At 65.6% G+C, this 23348-nt stretch carries 14 protein-coding genes; 8 read left to right on the top strand and 6 right to left on the bottom strand.

Translation table 11 applies throughout. The features are described 5' to 3' along the window. Positions 1–128 precede the first annotated feature (128 nt). The 6 genes from FPT15_RS10145 to FPT15_RS10120 form a co-directional block, all read right to left on the bottom strand. Positions 129–1817, bottom strand: coding sequence for an ABC transporter ATP-binding protein (locus tag FPT15_RS10145; protein ID WP_145160522.1), 1689 nt, complete (start codon positions 1815–1817; stop codon positions 129–131). Then, positions 1814–3541 (bottom strand): ABC transporter ATP-binding protein, encoded by a 1728-nt coding sequence (locus FPT15_RS10140; protein WP_145160520.1) that lies wholly within the window; start codon positions 3539–3541, stop codon positions 1814–1816. Before FPT15_RS10140 ends, FPT15_RS10145 begins: the two co-directional genes overlap by 4 nt. Further along, positions 3538–4587, bottom strand: a complete 1050-nt coding sequence (locus FPT15_RS10135) for a Gfo/Idh/MocA family oxidoreductase (protein ID WP_145160519.1) — start codon at positions 4585–4587, stop codon at positions 3538–3540. Before FPT15_RS10135 ends, FPT15_RS10140 begins: the two co-directional genes overlap by 4 nt. After that, positions 4584–9914, bottom strand: a complete 5331-nt coding sequence (locus FPT15_RS10130) for a non-ribosomal peptide synthetase (protein ID WP_145160517.1) — start codon at positions 9912–9914, stop codon at positions 4584–4586. The genes FPT15_RS10135 and FPT15_RS10130 overlap by 4 nt, the downstream gene beginning before the upstream one ends. Beyond that, complete coding sequence (locus tag FPT15_RS10125; protein ID WP_145160515.1) at positions 9911–14185, bottom strand: non-ribosomal peptide synthetase; 4275 nt, start codon at positions 14183–14185, stop codon at positions 9911–9913. The genes FPT15_RS10130 and FPT15_RS10125 overlap by 4 nt, the downstream gene beginning before the upstream one ends. Positions 14186–14340: 155 nt before the next feature. Then, positions 14341–15234, bottom strand: coding sequence for a helix-turn-helix transcriptional regulator (locus tag FPT15_RS10120; RefSeq protein ID WP_145160513.1), 894 nt, complete (start codon positions 15232–15234; stop codon positions 14341–14343). A 224-nt stretch (positions 15235–15458) separates the two neighbouring features. Here FPT15_RS10120 and FPT15_RS10115 point away from each other — a divergent pair, with 224 nt between their 5' ends. The 8 genes from FPT15_RS10115 (at position 15459) to FPT15_RS10080 (ending at position 23347) form a co-directional block, all read left to right on the top strand. Beyond that, positions 15459–17114, top strand: coding sequence for a (2,3-dihydroxybenzoyl)adenylate synthase (locus FPT15_RS10115; RefSeq protein WP_145160511.1), 1656 nt, complete (start codon positions 15459–15461; stop codon positions 17112–17114). After that, a complete protein-coding gene (locus tag FPT15_RS10110) occupies positions 17111–17866 on the top strand; it encodes a thioesterase II family protein (protein ID WP_306098876.1) in 756 nt (251 codons plus the stop codon). Before FPT15_RS10115 ends, FPT15_RS10110 begins: the two co-directional genes overlap by 4 nt. Beyond that, entirely contained in the window at positions 17866–18171 is a 306-nt protein-coding gene (locus FPT15_RS10105) for an isochorismate lyase (protein WP_145160509.1), read from the top strand. Before FPT15_RS10110 ends, FPT15_RS10105 begins: the two co-directional genes overlap by 1 nt. Then, on the top strand, positions 18168–19565 hold the full coding sequence (locus FPT15_RS10100; protein ID WP_178119679.1) for an isochorismate synthase: 1398 nt from the start codon (positions 18168–18170) through the stop codon (positions 19563–19565). The genes FPT15_RS10105 and FPT15_RS10100 overlap by 4 nt, the downstream gene beginning before the upstream one ends. Before the next feature lie 84 nt (positions 19566–19649). Beyond that, positions 19650–20378 carry an AraC family transcriptional regulator gene (locus FPT15_RS10095; protein ID WP_145160505.1) on the top strand — a complete coding sequence of 243 codons (729 nt, stop codon included), beginning with the start codon at positions 19650–19652 and terminating at the stop codon, positions 20376–20378. Positions 20379–20560: 182 nt separating this feature from the next. Further along, the gene (locus FPT15_RS10090) at positions 20561–21625 is read left to right on the top strand and encodes an SDR family oxidoreductase (protein WP_145160503.1); all 1065 of its coding nucleotides are present in this window, start codon (positions 20561–20563) and stop codon (positions 21623–21625) included. After that, positions 21622–22887, top strand: coding sequence for an aspartate aminotransferase family protein (locus FPT15_RS10085; RefSeq protein WP_145160501.1), 1266 nt, complete (start codon positions 21622–21624; stop codon positions 22885–22887). The genes FPT15_RS10090 and FPT15_RS10085 overlap by 4 nt, the downstream gene beginning before the upstream one ends. 16 nt (positions 22888–22903) lie before the next feature. Continuing rightward, positions 22904–23347: a type II toxin-antitoxin system RatA family toxin gene (locus FPT15_RS10080; protein ID WP_145160499.1), complete on the top strand. Its 444-nt coding sequence runs from the start codon at positions 22904–22906 to the stop codon at positions 23345–23347. Position 23348 lies beyond the last annotated feature (1 nt).

Raw genomic sequence — 23348 nt, 5'->3', positions numbered from 1 at the left:
CCGCCCGACCTTTGTTGCTCCCCGGTGTGACATTGCTGCGCCCCATTCGATAATAATTCGCATTAGTATCGTTTAAACGAGCGGGCCGACTTTTCGATTTAGGGACTTTTTCAATGGCTGCCCGGCACTCATTCACCTCGGTGCTGCTCAACGAACTGCGCATACCACGGGTGTGTGGCCAGCAAATGCTCATGGCTGCCGCAGCCGCTGACACTGCCGCCTTCCAGCACCAGGATCTGGTCGGCATCGCGCACCAGCGTCGGGTTGTGCGACACCAACACTAAGGTGCGCCTACCGTGCAGCGCCTGCAGGCTGCGATTGACCCGTGCCTCGCTGCGCGCATCGAGGCTGGCGGTGGGTTCATCCAGCAGCAAGACCGGCGCCTGTGACAGCAACGCACGCGCCAGGCCAACCCGTTGCCGTTGGCCGCCGGACAGCAATGCGCCGCCCGGCCCCACTTCACTGTGCCAACCCTCCGGCAGGCGGCTGAGGACGTCGTCCAGTGCAGCGTCCCGGGCGGCTTGCTGCAATTGCGCGGGCGTGGCGTGCGGCCGCGCCATGCTCACGTTCCACAGCAGGCTGCCGGCGAACAGGCCGCTGTCTTGGAACACCTGGGTCATGTGCTGGGCCAGGGTGTGTTCGCTTATCTGGCGGATGTCCACCTGGCCGAGGCGCACTTGCCCGGTCTGCGGGTCCATGCCGCGGCCCAGCAAGGCCAGCAAGGTGCTTTTGCCCGCCCCCGAGGCCCCGACGATTGCCGTGAACGTGCCCGCCGCGCAATGCACATCGAGGTCCTTGAGCAGGTGCTCGCCCGCTTCGCCGAAGCTGTTCAGGCGCTGCCCTTCCAGGCTCGCATCCTGCGGTTGCTCACCGGGTTGCGGGCTGTGCAACGTCGGCGCCGCCAACACCGCCAAGACTTGCGAGAGTGCCTGCCAGGCCATGCGCAGCGCCTGGTCCAGATACGCCAATTGCGACAGCGGCTCGATAAAGCGCACCAGCAGCACCAGCACCGCCACCAGCAGCGCGCCGGATAAATGCCCCGCGGCCACCGCCAGCACGCCGCCTGCCAGCACCAGCGCAAACACCATCTGCACCGCAGCGGCAAACCCGAGGCCGGCGGGCAACCCACGGCGATTGAGCTTGCGCGTCGCCTGGTGCTGCTCATGCAGCGCCTCGCGCAGGGCCCGTTGGCCCAGGCTGGCGTCGCCGGCACTGCGGATCAACGCCTGTTGCTGCGCGAACGCCTGCAGCAGTCGCGCGGCGTGGCGATCCACGGCCTGACGCTGTTGCTCAAGATCCAGGCTGCGCCGCCCGGCCCAACGTAAAAGGCCGAACAGCGGCAGGTACGCCAGCGCCAACACCAGCGCCAGACGCGGCTCGATGAAGAACAGTCCCAGCACCACCACCGTTGGCGTGACCAGCGCGGTGACCAACGGTGCCAGCAGGTGCGCGGGAATGCCCATGCTGTTGAACACCGGCCCGCTCACCAGCCCTTCCAGTTGGCCTCGACGGGTCAGCGGCAGTCGCGGCAAGTGTTGCACCAACTGCCAGACCAGGCCCGCAGCCAACCCGGCACCGGCCAGATAACCACGGCGCTGCGCGACGTAACTGACGCCCGCCTGCAGCAGCGTCAACCCCAGCAGCACCAGCACGCTCGACTGCAAGTTCTGGTGCTCGAACCAGGCCAGTATCAACGGCACCAGCGCCAAGCCCGCCAAGCCATCGAGGACGGCGGCCAGCAGTATCCACACCAAGGCGCCGCGCAGCGCGCGCCGGGCGAGGTCGGGCAAATGACGCAACAGCGAAACAACACTCATGACACGGGCTCCAGTTGATCGGCGTTCGAGGTTTGCTCGTTCCAGAGCTGTCGGTAGAGGCCGTCCATGGCCAACAGGTCCGCATGGCGCCCGCGTTGCACGATGCGCCCGTCACTGAGCACCAGAATCTGCTCGGCATGGCGGATTGTTTCCAGGCGATGGGCGATGATCAGCCGCGTACGCCCGGCCGCGTCGTTGTGCAGGGCGGCGCGCAGTGCGCGCTCGGTGTGCGGGTCGGTGGCGGACGTGGGTTCATCCAGCAACATGATCGGCGCAGGCGACAGCAGCGCCCGCGCGATCGCCAGACGCTGTAACTCGCCACCGGACAAGCGCACGTCTTCGTCCACTACGCTGGCGTAGCCCTTGGGCAACCCCATGATCCAGGCGTCCAGGCAAGCGGCCTTGGCAGCGCGGCGAACCTGCGCGTGACTGGCGTCGGGTTGATACAACGCGATGTTCTGCGCCAGCGACAGGCGCAACGCACCCGCCTGCTGGAACACCAGCGCCAGGTGCTGTTGCAGCGCACGACTGGCGATCTGCCGAACATCCACCCCGCCCACGCGGACTTGCCCGCTGTCCACGTCCATAAAGCGTGCGATCAACCCGGCCAGGGTGCTTTTGCCCGCACCCGACGGCCCGACCAGCGCGGTCGTGGTGCCGGGTTCCAGGCGCAACGTAATCGAGTTGAGGACCGGCACGTCACCGTGGGAGAAATTCACCTCAAGCATCTCCACGCTGGCATCCCTGGGCGATTGCGGCGCGTCGGGCTCGGCCAGCGGTGGCGTGGTCAAAACGGCCTGCAAACGCCGAGCACTTTCGCCTGCCGAGTTCAGTGCATCAAAACCGTGCCCCATCGCCAGCACCGGCGCCGCCATCGCACGCACCAACAATAAAAAGCCGCAGACTTGCGCAGCTGCCACATCCGCCACCCCGATCAACAACGCGCCAAGCACCACCCAGGCCAACAGCCACGGCGCGCTCAGCAGCACCTGGATCAACGCCGCCAAGTGTCCTGCACGGCTTACCCAGTGGCTGAAACGCTGATCAAACTGCTGCACCGCCTCCTGCACACGGCGATGAATACCCGCATCCGGAAATTGCCGGACCAGACCGAGGTTGCTTGCAAACTGGCCGTAGTCGCTGAACAGGCGCTGGATCGCGCCGTTTCGCTGCGCCACCGCTTCGCGGTAGTGCGCCGAGCCGAGGCGCCAATAACCCAGCGCCCCCAACGCCAGCGGCAGCAAGCACCAGAGCGCCAGAGCGCTGTTGCTCCACAGCAGATACCCGAAGGTCGCCAGGGGGATCAGCAACAGGTTGACCAGGTCGGTCGGCGCATGCCCGACCAACTGGTGCAGCGCGCGCACATCCTGCTCGGCATAACGGGTCACGCCCTCGGGCCCCAGCCGTGCGAACCAGCCCAGCGGCAGCCGCTGCAGATGCTCGGCGAGGCGCACGCGCAGGCGGTCGCAGAGGTCGGCATCCACCTGATGAGTCAGGTGCAGCGCCAGGGTCTGGCCACACAACCACACGGCCGATGCCAGCACCGCCAGCACCACCCAGGCCATTGCCGACGCCGCCAGCGGCGGCGCCTGGCGCAGGCTGTCGGCCAAGTGCGCCAGCGCGATCAGCGGCAGCAGCGAGCAGATCCCGGCGACCGCCTGCAACGCGACCGCCAGGTATAAGCGCCCACGAAACGGACGCAAGATTTCGCGCAGAGGGCTCATCGAATGCACTCCAGCGCCTGGGCCAGGTTGGCCGCGGGCAACGTCTGCGCCGGCGGCTGGGGAAAACCGATAGCTGCCGTCACCTGCTGCCACAGCCCGACCACTTCCAGGCTGCGCTGTTGCAGACGCGCCAGGCCAACACCGGTGATCAAAGGTTGCAGCGCGCTGGCCGCGGCGGCTGGCCAGATGCTGCGGTAAACCTGCGCCCAATCCGGCGCAGCGGCCTCCAGCACTTCGGCGCAGGGTAACGGCTGGCCGGCCAGCGGGCCGAACAGCTCAAACACACCCTCGGCGTCCTCCTGCGGCGCGCGCACGGCGGGCATCCACAGCAGCGGCCCGTGGGGCGACGCCAGTAACAGCGTGCCGCTGTCGGTGGCGATGCTCAGGCGCAGCAACATCTGCATGCGCCCGTCATCATTGGCGGCCAGTTCGTTGAGCACGCGCAGCGACACCGGCACCTGCGCCATCACCAGGCTGATATCGCGCCAGGCCGAGAGTGCCGGCGCCACACAGTCCACGGACCATGGCCCCACCGACTCCAGCAGCGCCGCCAACACGTCCAGCGTCGCGTAGCTGACTTGCACTGCGCAGCTGGCCTCGATATGCCGAATGCCCTGCTGGCGATGCAGCTGCCGCGCCAGTTCGATAAAGCGCGCCACGCACGGCAGCTGCGGGTAAAAACTGTTGAGCAGGCAGCGCCGTTGCAGGCGGTTCGCCGTGCGCAGCACCTCGTGCAGTTCCTGGGGCAACAGCGGATGCTCGATCAACACATGCATGCCGCGCTCCATCAGCGCTTGTGCCACGGCCGGGCCCTGCTCTCCCCGCGCTGCACCGCCCACCGCGACGCACGCCAAGTGCGTGTCGGTCGGCACTTGCTCAAGGGCGTCGAAACTCGGCACTTCCAGATACCGCGCCAGCGCTTGGGAACGACGACTGCCCTGCCCCAACACGCCGACCAGCTCCAAGTGCTCGGCGGCGGCAACCCCAGCCGCATAGAACTGGCCGAAGCGCGAGCCCACCACCAGGGTTTTCAATGCGAACGTCATGGATGTTCCTCCAGCAAATAACGACTCAGCCCGGCGTTCAGGCATTCAAAGTGATTGCCGCGCAGCGTGTGTACCGTCAACGGTGCGAGCGACGCCGCCTGCCACCAGGCCTGCAAACTGGCGTGATGATCGGGGATCATCGGGTTGGCAACACTGGGCACAAACAGGCGGATGGCGCCCACATACGGCGCGCCGTCGCTGTAGTGACTGGCGTGAACGGAATGCACAAACACGCGATACAGCTGCTCATCGGCCATGCCTTGCGCCGCCGCGAGCACGCGGGCCTTGAGCAAGCCCACATCCAGGTTCAGCCCCGCCGGGGCTTGCAGTTGTTCGGCAGACGGCAAGCCGAGCGCCGCACCGTCCAGCTCGAGGGTGGCGGCGAAGCTGAAGAGCATCAGCACTTCATCGTCGACCAGATACGGAATGCGGTAGCTGGACACAATGTCCACTTGGCGCACCTCAGCGCCCAGTTGCAGCAAAGCCTTGGCCAGCTCCAGGGTCACCAGCCCGCCGGAGCAGTAACCGAGCAGATCGAAGCTGCGCCGGCCGCTGTCCCACAGCGCCTGGGCGTAGCGCTTGCCCAAGGTCGCGTTGACATGCTCGGCAGGCAGGCGCAGATAGTCGTCGCTGTCGTGCACCGCCAGCCCCAGCAACGGGCCGCTACCGGCCAGTTCAGCGATCAACGCGCGGTACGGCAACAAGGTGCCGAGCCCTTCATGCACCAGCACACGTGCGGTGCCTTCGCCGCCGACCAACTCCGTCAACGCGTCCACACGCAGGCGCCCACCCAGCGGCGCCCGGCGCGTATCCGGCACTGGCGCCGCCGTCGTCGCCGTCGGCGCTTCACTGCTCGATTCACTGCGCAAACGCTGGGCCAGGCCTTGCGGGGTCGGCTGGCTCAGCGCCCACCGCAACAAACGGTCGAAGGGTTGCGCCTGCGCCAGCGGTTCCTGTTCGCGCAGCCCCGCGATCAACTGCGCGATGAGCAGCGAGTCGCCGCCGGCCGCAAAGAAATCCTGATCCGGAGACAGACCACTGCAATCAAGCACCCGCTCCCAGTGCGTGATCAAGCGCTGCACCAGTTCATCGGCGACATCGACCTTCGCGCGCTGCACCGGCTGCAGTTGCCGTTGCTCGGCCTGGGTGATGAGGGCGCGGCGGTCGATCTTGCCATTGGCCGTGACCGGCAACCGGTCGAGCACCCGCACCTGCGCCGGCACCATGTAACGCGGCACTCGCTCGGCGATAAATGCCAGCAAGGTGTCTGCACTGAGCAATGGGCGGTCGGTTTTCACGCGGGCGACCAGCACGTCGTAGCCCAACAGCTTCAACACGCTGTCGGCGGGCGCCAGCGACTCAGCCTGATCGCCGGCCTCGCTGTTCAGCCACGCCAGCCACTGGGCGGTGTGCACAAACAGTTGCCCATTGGTCGCGCGCACATCCTCGGGCGTCTCCATCATCAGGCTTTGGCTGACGCTGATTTCGCGGTGTTCACGCGTCAGTTCCTGAATCACCAGCCATGCATCGGCCTGCAGCAGTTGGCGTAAACCGGCCAACAGGCGCGGTGTGTCGAGGGCATTGTTCAATGCACCGGAACTGAGCAGCAGGTCCAGGGACCCGGCCGGCAACCCTTGTTCACAGGCGGGTTTGTTCATGTCGAACGGCATGAAACGCACCCACGGATACGCAGCAAAACGCTCGCGGGCCGCGTTGAGGAAGTAGCTCGACACGTCGGAAAACACGTAGTCGATCTGCACCCCGGCCGCCACCCACGGTGCCAGCGCCGGAATAATCAGCGCACTCGCCGCACCGGTGCCGGCGCCCACTTCGAGGATGCGCCAGCGCCGCTGGCCCTGACGCGCGACAATCGCGCTCACCGCCTCGGCCATCGCCCGGTGCAGTACCTGGGCGTGTTGACCGCGGCTGTACATGGCCTCGGCAATGTGCGCCGAACCCTGCGGAAACATCAGGCTGGCCGGGCTCAGGCGCCCGTCAAGTTGCTCGGCCAGGCGGGTCGCGCTGCCGCGCAGGTAATCCACCAGGGCTGCCGGCCACAGAGCGGCCGGTGCCAGCCGGGCGAACTGCGCCCACGCCTGCGCTTGATCGAAAACAGCGACCTGACAGCGCCAGCCATCACCGTCGGTTTGCAGATAGCCGCTCTCGACCAGCAGCGTCAGCCAATGTCGCAACAGGCGATGCTGGCCGGGTTGAAGCTTCAACGCCTGGCACAGCGACGCAAATGCCAGGTGCTGGCCTGGCAGCAGCAAACCGCTGCCCGCCAGCCAGTGCAGCAGCGAAGCGTCCGCCGCGCGGTCCAGCGCGAGCAATGCCGCCTCGATGTCGGCACGCGGGCCGAAATCGGCTTGCTCAAGGGTGTGGCGCGCCGGGCGCAGGACCTCGTGCAGCTCATCGCGCAGCTGTGGCGCCGGCGCGCCGGTGTGCAGGGTGACGAAACTGCACAACGAGCGCTCGTGACGCTCGCCCAGCAACACCGTGGTACTCGCGGCAATCTGCGGGTGGGCCAGCCAGCCCGCGTCGATTTCAGCCAGCTCGATGCGGTGGCCGCGAATCTTCACCTGATCGTCCTGGCGGCCAAGAAACTCGATCAGGCCATCGCCATTGAGGTAGCGCCCCTGGTCGCCGGTGCGATACAGGCGGCGCCCGCTGGCATGCGTGATAAAACGTTCGGCGCTGCGTTGCGGGTCTTCGGCGTAGCCCAGGGCCAGGCCAAGGCCGCCGATATGGATCTCGCCGCGCACGCCCACCGGGCATTGACGGCCGAGGGTGTCGAGCACTTCCAGGGTCTGGTGTTTCAGGGCGCGCCCGTAAGGAATGCTTGGCAAGGCGGTGTCCGCCGGGCGAATGCGATGCTCCACCGACCAGATCGCCGCTTCGGTGGCGCCGCCCAGGCTGAACAGTTGGCTGTCGGGCCAGCGCTGCCACCAACGGGTGGGCAACGTGGTGGGAATCCAGTCCCCTGACCACATGACACACCGCGGCCCGGGAATTGTTGCCGGCTCGGTCTCCAGGTAATCCACCAGCATCTGCCCTTGCGCCGGCACCGAGTTCCACAGGGTGATGCCGTGCTCCTGCATCAATTGCGCCCAGTGCGAAGGGTCGGCGCCGCGTTCCGGATCAGGCAGGACCACGTGCGCACCGACGGCCGTGGCGCCGAAAAAGTCGTACACCGACAGGTCGAAACTCAACTCGGCCAGGCCCAGCACGCAGTCGTCAGCGTTCACCGCGTAGCGTTGGTTGATATCGTCGAGGGTGTTGACCACCGCGCCGTGGCTGAGCATCACGCCCTTGGGCGTGCCCGTGGAGCCAGAGGTGTAGATGATGTAGGCCAACGCCTCGGCCGCCACCCCTACCGGCTCGCGGGTTGGCCAACGCGGGTCGGGCCGGAGGCTGTCGATGGCAATGCGCGGCAGCTCAAGCGTGTCCGGCAATGCCTGTGCGTGCAGGGTGATCACGGCGTCAATGCCAGCGTCGCGCAGGATCGCTTCACGGCGCAGGGCGGGCTGGCGAATGTCCACCGGCACATAGGCCGCGCCCATCTGGGTAATGCCCATGACCGCCATCAGTTGCCAGGCACTTTTGGGCAGCATCACCGCCACCCGCGCACCGCGCTCGACCCCGAGCGCTTCCAGGGCCGCGCGCACGGCCGCAGCGTGTTGGGCCACCTGGCGATAGCTGTAGCGGCCGTCGCGATCGCTGATCACCGTGGCATCGGGTGTGCGCACGGCCTGTTGAGCGAAGCCGGCGGCGATGTTGCGGGCCGGGGCGCTGGCCTCGATCTGCGGGGTTGCCGCTTGCGCGGGCAACACGATGTCGCCACGCGCCTGCCACAACTGTGGGTCCGCGGCCAGACGTTGCAGCAGGTCGACATAGGCCTCGAACATCTGTGCGGCCATGCCGTCCGGCAGCACACCGACGCGCACGTCCCAGCCAATCTGCAACCCGCCGTACTGGTCGCTGACCTGGCAGTCGATCCACACCTGCGGGGTCTGGCTGATCATGTAGCTGGGCGGCTGCAACAGTCGCCCGGCATCGCCGAGCAAGCGTTCGACGCTGCCGATGCCACTGGTGAACACCACCGGCATCAGGTCGGCGCCACGCCCCTGCACCCGCGCCAGCTCGCGCAATACGTCAACGCCGGTGAAGCGGCTGTGGTCGAGGTCATCAAACAGCTGCGCACCGATACGCCGCGCGCGCTGCACGAAACTCGCGCCGTCGGCGCCGTGCACGGCGAGCAGGCTCAGGGCGGTGAAATCACCAATCACCTGGTCCAGTTGCGGGTGCAGGTTCGGGCGGTTGAGCACCGTGAGGTTCAGGCAAAAGTCCGGGCTTTGGCTCCAGCGGCCGATCACTTCGGCAAATGCGGCCAGGGTCACGCCCGCGGCACTCAGGCCCTGGGCGCTGGCGAGGGAACACAGGGTGTTCCATTGTTCGGTGCTGAGCACGCCGTGGTGGTGAATAAAGCGCGTCGAGCCCAGGCCCGCGTGCTCGCTCAACGGCAGGTCCGGGCGGCCGGGCAGGCTGTCCAGGCGTGCCAGCCACCAGGCTTTGTCGGCGTGCCAGGCGGCGCGGGTGCGCGCGTGTTGTTCGTGCTGCAAATAGTCGCGAAACGTCGCCTCCAGCACCGGCCAATGGCGCGTCGGTTCAAGGTAACGCTGGGTCCATTCCACCAGCAACAGTTGCAGGCTGGCGTAATCAAGCAAGGTGAAATCCACCGAACAATGCACAATCGCCTGCTCGCGACCCAGGCTCACTTCGGGCAGCAGGATCGGCCATTGATCAAGCGCGTGGCAGGCATGGTCCAGGCGTGCACGCAGCGCTTGCAGGTGCGCTTCGAAGGCCTCTGGGCTGGCCTGGCGCAGGTCATGCGCCGGTAATCGTTGCCACGCCACCTGGGCCTGCACGCATTGACGGCTGTTGTCTTGCACCACCGCGCGCAGCATCGGGTGACGTTGCACCAGCGCGTTCCAGGCCTGGGTCAGTTGTTCGGTATCGACATTCGCCGGCCATGGGTATTCGACGTACAAGTGGCACGCATTGCCGCCGTAGTCGAACGCCGGGTTGCGCCCCAGTACGTAGGCGCCCTGCACCGCGCTCAGGGCGAACGGTTGCAGCGCCTGTTCCGGCTGCGCCTGCCAGTCCTGCGGCGAGAGATGCACCATCAAGGCCTCACGCTGGGCGCGAATACGCTCGGCCAAGGCTGGGTCCAGCGCGCCTTCGGGGGCGCGAAAATGCAGCTTGCCTGCAGTGGCCCAGAGTTCGATCTGACGCTCACAGCAGAGGTGCAGCAAATCATCCAGGCTCATAACACGCCCTCCTCGATGGCCACGTCGTCACTGCGCAGCAGCAGCGCGGCCATGCCGGCCAGGGTCGGTTGCAGGTAGAAGTCGCCCATGCGCAGGCTCACGCCCACCTGTTCACGCACGCTGGCCAGCAAGCGAGTTGCCAGCAGGCTGTCGCCGCCAAGGCTGAAAAAACTCGCGTGGGCGCTGTGCACCGGCCGCCCCAGGATGGCTTCCCAACAGGCCGCCAGTGGCAACAGGTCGGTGCTCAATGCGGCGTCTTCGTGGTGGGCAGGCTGGCGGCGTTGCCACGCGTCGCCGAGGTTGGCCTGCAGGCGCGTACGGTCGATTTTGCCGTTGGCATTCAGGGCAAAACGCGGCACGCACCACAGGTGTTCCGGGCGCATCGCCTGGGGCAAACGCTGTTGCAGCCAGTGGTTGAGGCTTTCGCAGGTCAAACCCTCGCCTGCTGCCTGCGCACTCACCAGCACCATCGCGGGGTTTTGCCACAGGCATTCCAAATGGCTGAAGCCGCTCTGGCCGAGCCATTGCGTCAGCGCTTGAGCGTCCGGCAATACCGGCTCACGCGTATCCAACAATGCCGCACTGACCAGCCGCAATGGCGAGTCGCGCAGCAGGTCTGCCAATAGCAGCTGGCCGTGCGGTTTGAGCAATGCCTGCGCCAGGTTCAAGCCATCGGCCGGCTGGGCGTAGCTGTGCAGCGCCGCGAAGCTGATCACCACGTCGTACTGCGACCAGTGCTCAGCAGGCAATACGCCGTCCACCACCTGCTGGCTCGCCACGCGCTGGCGCTGGCGCTGGCCGGCAGCGGCCGCCAGCAGGCCGGCGCTGGTGTCGAACACGGTCAGTTGCAGGTCGCGTGAGCGTGCGTGGTTCAGCCATTGGTCCAGCAATTGCCCACCGCGCACATCCAGTACCGCCACCTTCAGCGGTGTGGCGTGCTGCTGGAGGGCCCGGCTCATGGCGTCCAGCACCTGACGACCGGCTGGCAGGTTCAACGCCATGGCCTGAGGCGCCAGCAGCGGGTCGAACAGCACCTGCGCGGCGCCGTCTTCACTGCGCAACAGCACCTGCAATGCGCCGACCATGCGGTGCAGGTCGGCTTCGCGCCAACCCAGCTGCGCCACTGCATCGCTCAGGCTGATGGACTCGACGTAGCCAGCGAGCCACGCGCGCCAGGTGTCGAGCAGCGCACTGGGCGGCGGGTCTTGCAGCAGGCGTTGCAGCAATTCAGCCGTGACGCGGTGTTCGGCTGCCAGGCTGTCATCCAGCATCGACTGCGCGGGCAGCGCTTGAACCGGCACACAGCCGGCGTTGATCACCACCGCCGCGCCAAGGCTGCCGTGCACCACGGCGGCACAGGCACTGTCGATCAGCGGATGCGCCGTGAGCGCGGCTTCGATCTCGCCCAACTCGATACGCTGCCCGCGCACTTTGACCTGCTGGTCCATGCGCCCAAGAAACTCAATCGTACCGTCGCTCCAGAAGCGCCCGCGATCGCCGGTGTAATACCAGCGCCCGCGCGCATCACTGCGAAAGCGCTGGGCGGTGAGCACCGGGTCATTGCGATAACCACGGGCCAGGCTTGCGCCGCCAATCAGCAGTTGCCCGATCACCTGGTCCGGCACATCACGCCCGGCGCCGTCCACTACGCGGTAGGTCTGGCCGGCCAACGGCTTGCCATAAGGGATCGACGGCCAATGCTCGGGCACGTCATCGATGCGTTGCAGGTTCGACCAGATACCCGCCTCGGTCGCGCCGCCCAGGCCGTACACCCGGCACTGCGGTGTGGCGTGGCGGCGCAGGCGTGCGGCAAGGTCCAGGGCGATCCAGTCGCCTGACAGCAAGACCGCCCGCAGGCTCTGGTAGTGACAGTGTTGCGTGCCGATGCTCAAGGCCATCTCCAGCAATGCCGGGGCCGAGTTCCACAGGCTTACGCGGTGCTCGCTGATCAGGTGCGCCCAGCGCATGGCATCGCGGGTTTCCTCAGGCGGCAGTAACACCAGGCGCGCGCCCTGCCCCAGCACGCCAAACAGGTCATAGACCGAGAGATCGAAATCCAGCGCCGACACGGCCAGCAGGCAGTCGTGCGGCGTGACGCGCAACTCGGCCTGCACCGCGTCAATCGTATTCAGCGCCGCCGCGTGGCTGACTTCAACCCCCTTGGGAATGCCGGTGGAACCGGAGGTGTAGATCACGTACGCGCTGGCCTGTGGCGCGGTCTTTTTCGCGGTGGCCAAGGGCGCGCATTGCGCCAGCCGAGCCGGGTCAAGCCACTGCAATGAACTGCCCGCGGGCGGTTGATCGGCAATCACGCGGGTAATCCCCGCCGCCGACTCGATCAGGCTACGCCGTGCGGGCGGTTGCGCGGTGTCCACCGGCACGTAGCAACCGCCGGCCGCCAGCACGCCGAACACGGCGGCAATCTGCCGAGGTCCGCGCGGCAGGCACACTTCAACGGCTTCGCCCTGGCGCATGCCCGCGTCGAGCAAACCGGCGGCCACGCGCAGGGCGTGCTCGGCCAGCTCTTGATACGTCCAGCGTTGCGCACCACAGATCAGCGCCACCGCGTCGGGTTGTGCGGCGCTTTGGCGGAAAAAGTCATCAAGCAAGCCACGCCCCTGGGCCAGCGGCGGCAGGCTGTTCTGCCGGTCGCGCCGCGCCTGTTGTGCCAGCGGCAACAGCACCGGCTGCGGCTGATTCCAGTCGCTGTCGGCGAGGCGCTGCACCAGTTCGATGTAGGCGGTGAACATGGCCGCCAGCACGCCGTCGGGGAACAGCTCGGTGAGGCTGTCCCAGGCCAGCAGCACACCGTCTTCGACCCGATACAGCTGGTGGTCCAACCACACCTGTGGGGTTTGCGAGAGCATGTCGTGCAGGTCGCCGAACAGCTCGCGAAAACTCTGCGGTACAAAGCTCGAATCACTCAGGTTGCAGGAAAACACCACCGGCGCCGAACGGGGGTGCCCTTGGCGACGGGCCTCACGCAGCACTTCCAACGCGGGAAACGCTGCGTGGTCGATGGTGGCGTGCAGGTCGCGCTGGAAACGCCGGGCGCCTTCGGCAAACGCTAACTGCGGCGCGTCTTCGCAGGCCACCAGCAGCAAGGTGGTGAAGTCGGCAATCACCTGGTCGACAGCGTGCTGGTCATCGTGGCGATCGAACAACGGCACGTTGAGCAAAAAATTCGGCTGTTCGCTCCAGCGCGCCAAGACCGCATTGAAGGCCGTGGCGAAGACGCTGGGCAAGGTCAGGCCGTGGGCGGTCGCCTGGCGTTGCAGACGTTCGGCTTCGGCCGGGCTGAGCACAAACGCCTGACGGCTGAAGCGTGGTGCGCGGATCGACTCTGGCGTACGGGCCAATGGCAATGCCGGGCCATCGGGCAACTGTGCCAGGCGCTGGCACCAGTGTTCGCGGTCACGCTCATACGCGTCGGCGCGCCGCTGGCGGCGCCGGCTCAGGTAATCGGCAAAGTGCAGTGTGGGCGGCGGCGCCAGCGCGGCCGGTGCCTGGTAGGCCTCACCCAGCTGCGCCATCAACAAGCGCAGGCTTTCCACGTCCACGGCCAACAGGTCGACACTCAGCCATACGCGGTCACGGCCGTCCGGCAACTGCACCAGGCCGACCAGCATCACCTGCCCCGCCTCCACCGCCAGGCACTCATGCGAGCGCCAATCACGCAGCGCCTGCCAGGCCTGGTGTGCGGCGGCTGGCGCATGGTCGCGCCAGGGTTGGTGATCGAACACCGGCAACGCTGGCGCCGCCAGAATCCGCTGCCGACCGTCATTGAAACTTGCCCGCAACATCGGGTGCCGCGCCTGCACACACTTGACCGCCGCTTCCAGGCGCTGCGGATCAATGCCCTGGCAATCGAACTCCAGCCACGCGTGGCAACTGATATTGCCCAGCACCTCGGCCGGCCCGCGCCCCAGCCAGTACGCCTGTTGCACGGCGCTCAGTTCAAAGCTGTCATCCGGCGCTGCCAACGGCGCAGCATCGGTTACCCGGTGGTGCGGCACCTGGCCCTGCAACAATTCCAGCCACGCCGCCAGGCAGGGTTGTGCGCTGAGTTGGGCAAAGTCGATGTGCAAGCCGTGACTGCGCAAACGTTCCTGCAGGTACATCAGGCGGATGGAATCGAGCCCGCAGCCGAGGAGGTTTTCCTCATCGCCCAGGTTGTGGATGTCTGCCGTGGTGGCGCCCAGCAACTGGGCGAGGTGTTCGATCAGCCATGTGCGCAGTGAGGGGGTGTCTGCTGTTGTCAGCTCGCTCATGAAAAGCTTCCTGTGACCCGTCTGGATAAAGTCCCTGGCTCACCAAGATGGAAGCCATTCTCAATTGGAACTCTATCGCAAGCAGGTTTTCAGAAAGCGCTCAGGGCTTTAGATGCACGGGCCTTTTCATTCGATTCAGAGACACCGACCCACGCTCAGCGGATCTCGCTGGGTGATACGCCGTAGCGTTTACGAAAGGCAATCGAGAAATGCGCCGGGCTGAACCCCACGCCGTAAGCGACGGTGGAGACGTTGCTTTCTTCGTCGCTGAGCATGCGGTGCGCTTCGCTGAGGCGATGCTCGTGCAGATAGCCGAACACACTGGTGCCAAACACCTTGCGAAAGCCCGCGGTGAGTTTGCGCGGGCTCATGCCCACATGGCTGGCCAGGGCGTTCAGGCTCGGCGGCTCCAGCAGCGAGCGCACCAGGCGATCGCGTGCGGCGTGGACACGCTCCACGTCCGAGGAGGTAATGCGCAGCTTTTGTTCCGGCTGACCCCGCTCACCGAGCAAAAATTGCGCGCTCAGGGCAGTCAGCTCCAGCGCTTTGCCACCCAGGTACAACGAACGGCTCGGCCCCTGCATCGGGCACGTCGCAATCTGTGTGGCAAGCGCCTGCATCGCGCGGGGCGCCGGGCGCACCATCATGTACGGGTCGCCGCCGCCACTGGTCAACAGCTTGCGCGGGGCCATGCCGAGGTGGCGGTCGAGGGATTCCAGGTCCAGTTGCACGATGGTGTAGCGCAGCGGCGTGGAGGTGCCGTAGATCTGCGACGAGGTGAACTCGCCGTCATTGACGATGGTGCACAGGCTGGGCCCCTTGATCGATTGCTCGCTGTGCCCGGGAATGCGGCACGACAACTCACCGCTCTGCACCAGGATCAATTTGAGGCCGCGCTCCAACGGGTCTTCCACCCAGTTTTCGCTCTGTGACCACAGCGTGCCGGTGACCAACGTCATGTGCGGTTCCAGGTAGACCGTGCCGGGTTGGTTGCCCTTGGGTTCGGCCTGCGTCTCTTGGTGGCTGGGAGCGATGATCGTAATAGTCATTGGGTTTTCCCTTGATCCTTTAAGGCCATTACGCGGGGCCTGACCTGAGTGAGGAGGAGGCTTTTAAACCGTAAACCTCCCTGTTTAAAGCCGCTGTGTATTTCATCTAATGAAAAAGTCACAGGTCCGAAAGCCTTGGCGTTGAGAAGCTGCCGGCGAAAGACAATGATAATAGATCTCATTTGGACATTTGTAGCCAATTATTTCTACAAATAGGGGATTCCATGTCATTGCACACCTGCGCACGCGATTCAGACACCGTTGACGATGCGCCAGACTGGCCCGCCGCGTTCGCCGAACGCTACCGGCAGGCCGGTTACTGGCAAGACCAGACCTTCGCCCAGGCACTGGAGACGGTGGCCGCACGCACCCCATCGGCGATTGCCATCACCGATGGCCCGTTGCATCTGAACTACCGCAGCCTGGCGGACCGTTGCCGGCGCCTGGCCGGCGGATTGCGTGCGCTGGGGGTGGCGGCAGGCGATAACGTGGTGGTGCACTTGCCCAACGGCAGCGCGTTTATCGAAGTGTGCTTTGCGCTGTTCCGCCTCGGCGCCCGGCCGATCCTCGCCCTGCCCGCCCATCGTCAGCACGAGATCGGCGGTTTTTGCAGGTTTGCCCTGGCCACGGCCTACATCGGCTGCGCCGAACTGGACGGCTTCGACTGCCGTGAAATGGCGCGTCAGTTGGCCGCCCAGAGCATGCATCTGCGCCACGTGGTGATCGACGGGGACGCGCAGGCATTCATCGCCTTGAGTACGCTGTATCACCACGAGCCGCTGGAGCAGGACGCCGGTCACCCTGACGCCGTGGCGTGTTTCCAGCTCTCGGGCGGCACCACCGGCACGCCCAAGCTGATCCCGCGCCGCCACGCCGAATACCTCTATAACGTGCGCGCCAGCAGCGAGGTGTGCGGCCTGGACGCGCGCACGGTGTACCTCACCGCGCTGCCCATGGCGCACAACTTCACGCTGTGTTGCCCGGGCGTCATCGGCACCCTGCTGGCCGGTGGGCGCGTGGTGTGCACGCGCCGCTGCGACCCTGAAAGCTGCTTCGCGCTGATCAGCGAGCAACGCGTCACCGTCACCGCGCTGGTGCCGCCGCTGGCGATGTTATGGCTGGACGCCCAGGCCCAGCGCCAGGCCGACCTGTCGAGCCTGCGCCTGCTGCAAGTCGGCGGCGCAAAGCTGCTCGGCAGCGCAGCGGCCCGCGTCACGCCGACCCTGGACTGCACCTTGCAACAAGTGCTGGGCATGGCCGAGGGCTTGCTGTGTTTTACCCGCCTGGATGATCACCCCGATCACCTGCTGCATACCCAGGGCCGCCCGCTGAGCGCCGATGATGAAATTCGCATTGTCGATGAACACGGCCAAGCGGTGCCCGACGGCGAGGTCGGCGAGCTGCAGGTGCGCGGGCCATACACCATTCGTGGCTATTACCGCCTGCCCGAGCACAATGCCAAGGCGTTTACCGCCGACGGTTTTTATTGCAGCGGTGATCGGGTCCGGCGCACCGCCGAGGGTTACCTGGTGGTTGAAGGTCGCGACAAGGACCAGATCAACCGTGGCGGCGAAAAGGTCGCCGCCGAAGAAGTCGAAAACCTGCTGATCAGTCATCCGCAGGTGCACGACGCTGCGCTGGTGGCGATGCCGGATGCGGTGCTGGGCGAATCCACCTGTGCGTTTATCGTCGCCCGCGACCCGGCACCGTCGGCGTTTGCGCTCAAGCAGCACTTGCGTGGCCAAGGCCTGGCCGCGTTCAAGGTGCCGGACCGCATCGAATTTATCGCGCAGTTCCCGCACACCGGCGTGGGCAAAGTCAGCCGCAAGGACCTGCGCGAACGCCTGCGTCAGGCCTGGTTGCAGAGCGCCGCGTCGTGAGCCGCTGGGTCCGCGCCTACCGCCTGACACCCATGCCGCGCTGGCGCCTGGTGTGTTTTGCGCATGCCGGGGGCAGTGCGAGTTTCTTTCGTGACTGGGTCAACGCCCTGCCCGCCGACATCGACCTGTTGGCCATCCAGTACCCGGGCCGTGAAGACCGTTTCAGCGAGCCGTGCCTGACTGACATGCAGCGCCTGGCCGACGGCGCCGCCCATGCCTTGCAGGGTTACGCCGACCGGCCACTGGCGTTGTTCGGTCACAGCCTGGGTGCGGTGGTGGCGTATGAAGTGGCCGCACGCCTGGAGCAACGCGCAATCGCTGTCGACCACCTGTTCGTGTCCGCCCATCCGGCGCCACACCGCCAGCGCGGCGGGCACCTGCACCGGGGGCCGGATGCGGCGTTGCTCGACGACGTGCGGCGCTTGTCCGAGCGGCCCAACCCATTGCTGGACGACCCGGCCCTGTGCGAACTGTTCCTGCCGGGCCTGCGCGGTGACTACCGCGTGGTTGAAACCTATACCTGCGCGCAACCGCAGCCGCTCAACAGCCGCATCACGGTGTTCTACCCCGAGCAAGACCCGGAGATCGAGCGGGATGAAGCCCATGCCTGGCAAGCCGCCAGTCACCAGCCACTGCACCTGCAGCGCTGGCCCGGCGGCCACTTTTACCTGATCGAGCAACGCCAGGCACTCATCGACGCTATCGCCGCGACGCTGCTGACCCTATCGCCCGCCCTGAAGGAAACCTGTTGATGAAAACACCCGACGCCTGTGATGGCCTGCCGGACATCCGTCACGCCATCGATTCACTGGACCACCAGATCATCGAACTCATGCGTCAACGCATGGCTTACGTCAAAGCCGCTGCACGTTTCAAACCGAGCGAAAGCAGCATTGCCGCGCCTGAACGCGTGGCCCAGATGCTCCCGCAACGCCGCGAATGGGCCGAGCAAGCCGGGCTGGACCCGCACTTCATGGAAACCCTGTTCGCCCAGATCATCCACTGGTACATCGGCCAGCAAGTGCTGCATTGGCGCGCAACGAGAACACCGGCATGAGCGCCTTTACGCAGCTGGAGGGCCATGCCGCCGGCCTGACCGAAGTGTTCGAATGCGCTCGCCAGCGTGCTATCGAACACGGCAAACCCGTGCTGGCCAGTTACGCGCTGAACATCACCGCGCTGGACCTGCTGGCGCTGTTCGAACGTGTCGACGAGCCGCACGCCGAGTGCCTGTTCTGGCGCGCGCCGGAAGATGACAAAAGTCTGTTCGGCTGGGGCGTGGCGGCTGAACTCATCGGCGCCGGTGCTCAACGTTTTGCCACGGTGGATGCGCAATGGCGGGACTGGCTCGAAGGCGCCGTGGTCCACGGCCCATTGGCGCCGACGGTGTGCGGCGGCTTTCGGTTTGATCATCAGGTCAAGGCCAGCCCTGCGTGGCAGGGCTTTGGCGATGCCTCGCTGCTGTTGATGACGCTGTTGCTGGTGCGCGACGGCGATGCCTGCTGGCTGCTGTGCCAACAACGGGTGGCGGCCGACGATGTGGCGCAGCGCTGCTGCGAGCACGTGTTGAATCAATGGAACGCGCTGATGGACCGCTACGTGTCCGGCCCACGCCCCACGGCGGCGCCCCACCACACCCGTGACCAGTGCCTGCCGCGCGCGTGCTGGGAAAGTAAGATCGCCCACGCCCTCGATGTGTTGCGCGACACCCCATTGCAAAAGGTGGTGCTGGCGCGAGAAGTGCTCAGTGAATTTTCCCGGCCTATCAATGCCGGCCGCACCCTGGCGACCCTCGCCAGCAATGACCCCGGCGCTTATTTGTTTGCCTTTCGCCGATACCAGGCGTGCTTCATCGGCGCGTCTCCCGAGCGCCTGGTCAAGCTGCACAATGGCCACCTGCAAACCCTGGCGCTGGCGGGCACCACCCGCCGCGACCCCAACCCTGAGCACGATGCGCAACTGGCGCACGCGCTGCTCGCCTGCGAAAAGAACCAGCACGAACACGCGGTGGTGGTGCAGATCATCCAGCGCGACCTCGCGCCGTGGGTGGCCCCGTTGCAGGTTCCGCCCGCGCCGCATATCAAGCGCCTCAGCCGCGTGCAACACCTGGCCACGCTGATTGAAGGGCCGCTGCACCCGCAGCGCAGTTTGCTGGACATGGTTGCGCTCCTGCACCCGACACCCGCGGTCGGCGGCCACGAACGCCAACAGGCGCTGGAACATATTCGCCAATTCGAGGGCTTTGATCGTGGCTGGTACGCGGCGCCGCTGGGTTGGCTGGACGCGCATGGCAATGGCGAATTCATCGTCGGCCTGCGCAGCGCCCTGTTGAAGGGCAACCAGGCTCGCCTGTTTGCGGGGTGCGGGATCGTGGAGCACTCCGACCCTGCCTGCGAATACGACGAAACCTGCATCAAACTGGCCGGCATGCGGGCGGCGCTGCAACGCTGACTGCGCGCCCGGTGCTTGAATCAAGACCTGTGCAGGCCTACCCTGCACACGGAAAACTCACCCTTCGAGTCAGGAAGACCTTACATGTGGGACGGCAGCGTTACTTTTGGCGATTCATGGGCCGGTTACATCGGTCGCGCGGATCAGAACTCTGCCCATTCCCATGTCGCCATTCAGCTGTGCATCGGCGTGCACCAACCGGTCACCCTGGAACTGCCCGGCCAGTTGATCCGCGCGGCGGGAGTGATCATCGGCCCCAACGTCGAACACCGCGCCGTGGCCGACAGTCATCCGGTGGCGTTTGTGTACGTCAATCCGGACACACCACTGGGCCGTGCACTCAACGCATTGCTGCAAGACAATGGCATCGCCCTGGCCAGTGACGAACTGCTGGAGTGCTTTCGCCGTACCACCTCCCTGCCCCAGTTTGTCGACGCGCTCGCGCGTTTGCTGGCGATTACGCCGCCCATCGACCAACGCCTCTATAAAGCCTTGAACATCCTGCGCCTGGACCGCGACGGTCCCGGTTCCGTCAGCCGCGCCGCCAATGCGGTCGGCCTGTCCAGCCCGCGCCTGCGGTGTGTGGCGACGCACCAGATGGGCGTTTCCCTGTCCCAATGGATCATCTGGAACAAACTTGAGCGCGCCTCCAAATCCCTGGCCGGCGGCGCCAGCTTGTCGGACGCCGCCGCCGATGGCGGGTTCTCCGACCAGGCGCACCTGGCGCGCATGATGCGCCGCATGATCGGCATGACCCCGCTCACGGCGGCCAAGGTTTTGCGCAAGACAAGCGTTTCGTTCAAGACGCGGTGATATCAAAAGGCCAATATCGATCGCATCTTATTCGCGAAAACGTTAAGCGCTGACTGCCTTCCCCCAACGCACGTCAGCGCCACCGAAAGTGGATACAAGAGTGTTCGCCAGGGGCACGTGTGCCTGGGATTCGGCGGAACGCACCGTTAATTCTTTCGATGAGTCCGCAGGAAGCGTCCTACATGTCAGAACAGCAAAAATTAACCGTCCTTCTCACAGGAGGCTCGGGCGTACTCGGCGAGTCACTGATCGACTGCCTGGCAGAGGACTTCAACCTGGTCTGCCTGGCGCGCAAAAGCCGCATCCGCCACCCGCAGGTGCAAGTGCTCAGCGGTGATATCTGCCGCCCCCGGCTGGGGCTGGCTGCCGAGGATTATGAAGCGCTGCTGCAGCGCGTCGACTGGGTCATTCACGCCGCAGCGGTTACCCGCATGGATGGCGACATCGACCAGATTTTTTCGGTCAATTACCTGGGTACCGAAAACGTCGTGCGCTTTGTGCAGCAAGCCAAGGTGCCGCTCTACCACATCAGCACCGCCTTCACCCACCCGTGTGACTACTACGAAGGCGTGCAGGCCGAGACGCCGTACGAAGTCGCCAAGCGCCAGGCCGAGACGCTGGTGCGTTCTTCCGGTATCGACGTGTCGATTTTTCGCCCGTCAATCATCATCGGCAATTCCGACACCGGGCACATGCCCAACTTCCAGGGTTTTCACATGACCATGGGGCTGATGATGTCCGGCGTGCTGCCTATCGTGCCCTGCCCGCCTGCCGGCTACATCGACCTGATTGCCCGCGACGTGGCGGCGCAGGCGATTGCCAACGCCTTGCACCGGCGCTTGATCGGCGCGGACTACTTCCTCACCAGCGGCCCACAGGCGCTGGACCTCACCGGCCTGCTGGACCTGATGTGCGAGTCCATGCAAGCCCAGGCGCAACCGTTCACACGGCCTCGTTGCATGGCGCCGGACATCTATGAACGCCTGATCCGCCCGGTGTTTCTGCCGGCACTGACCGGTGCCGTCCAGGCGGCACTGGGCCGCGCCAACCAGCTGTGCCGCTATGCCTGCCTGCGCACGCCGCTGCCCACTTCGTTGCCCGAGTTGCTCGGTGAGCCGGCCTTCGGTGCACGCGACGTCAGCCGCGAATTGTTGCTGTCACTCAATCACTTGGCCCCCAAGCTCGGCGCCTTGACGCGGATGCTCAAACAGCCGGTTCCACCTGTCGCAGAGGCATCCGTGGCATGAACTCGCACCTGACAGAACTGGAACCCGCCGCCGACGCCGAACAGATTGACCAGTATTTTCGCCAGCATGTGAACTCGGGCTACGCACGCCTCGCGTCCTTGATGAACCTGCCGATCGAACACTCAAGCCAGGGCGTCTACATCTATGACAGCCAAGGCCGCCAGTACCTGGATGCCGGCGGCTACGGGGTGTTTTTCCTCGGCCACGGCCATCCGGTTGTCGTGGATGCCGTGACCCGCCAACTGCAGCAAAACGCGCTGGCCAGCAAGCTGCTGCTCAACCCGCAACAAGCCTTGGCCGCGCAAGCGCTGGCAGCGCGCTGCCCGGGTAACCTGGACTATGTGTTCTTTTGCAATTCGGGCGCCGAAGCCACCGAAGCCGGCCTGAAACTCGCCCGGCTTAACGGCTGCCGTCGCACGCTGTCGACGCTCGGCGGTTTCCACGGCAAGACCCTCGGCGCGCTGGCCGTTACCGGCCGCGAAAGCTACCGCGAACCGTTCAGTGGCCTGCTCAGCGAAAGCGCATTCGTGCCGTTCGGCGACAGCGCCGCGCTGGAACAGCAACTGCTCGCCTCGCCGGAAAAAGCCTGCGTGATTCTCGAGCCGATCCAGGCCGAAGCCGGCGTGATCCTGCCGCCACCGGGTTACCTGACGCGGGTACGCGAGTTGTGTGACCAGTACGGCGCCGTGCTGATCATCGACGAAATCCAGTCCGGGCTGGGCCGTACCGGCCGTTGGTGGGCGTGCGATCAGGAACAGGTGGTGCCCGACATCATGCTGGTCGGCAAAAGCCTGTCCGGCGGCTGCGTGCCGGTCAGCGCCATGGTCGCCAGCGCGGCCATTTATGCGCCGTTCAACCGCAACCCCACGGTGCACACCTCGACCTTTGGCGCCAACCCGCTGGCCATGGCGGCCGTGCAGGCCACGCTGCAGGTGATGGTGCAAGAAGACCTGGTGGCGCGGGCACGGCTGCTGGGCCAGGACCTGCACGCACGTTTCAGCGCGCTGTTGCAGCGCATGGGCCTGGCCGAGCGCGTCACGCTGCGCAGTGCCGGCTTGCTGCTGGGCTTTGAGTTCAGCGACGCCTCGATCGCCGCGAATATGGTCATGGCCCTGATCGAGCAGCACATCATCGTGTGCCACTCGCTCAATGACCACCGTGTCGTGCGGCTTACACCGTCGCCGTTGCTCACTGCCCAGGACTGCAACTGGTTGATCGAGGGATTCGCCCAGGCGCTCACCACCTCTGTCTCACCCCTTTGATCTTTGGAGTTACCCCATGCAAGAAGTCAATGTCCAGGCACATATCCCCCATGCCTGCGCTGATGAAGTCTTCGCCGTGATCAGCGACTTCAGCCACTACGTCGAGCTGTGCGACTCGGTGCGCAATATCACCATCAACAAGGTCAGCGACGACGTGTCGTTCACCTCCTGGGAGGTCAACTTCCACAGCGGCATTCTCAAGTGGCAGGAGCGCGACACGTTCAACGCCCAGACCCGCGAGATTCACTTTGAGCAAATGGCCGGCGATGTCGATCACTTCTCGGGCACCTGGCAAGTCCTGCCCGATGGCAAGGACGCGATTATCACCTTCACCTCGCGCTTTGACCTGGGCCTGCCGATGCTCGCCGACATGCTCGACCCCGTCGCGCAGAAGGCCATTCGCGAAAACATCCACTCGATCATCACCGGCCTGTTTCCGGCGAGCTACCTGAAGGCCTGAG

The organism is Pseudomonas sp. RGB, from assembly GCF_007713445.1.
Taxonomy (GTDB): Bacteria; Pseudomonadota; Gammaproteobacteria; order Pseudomonadales; family Pseudomonadaceae; genus Aquipseudomonas.
This window is presented reverse-complemented; position numbering and strand designations above follow the sequence as displayed.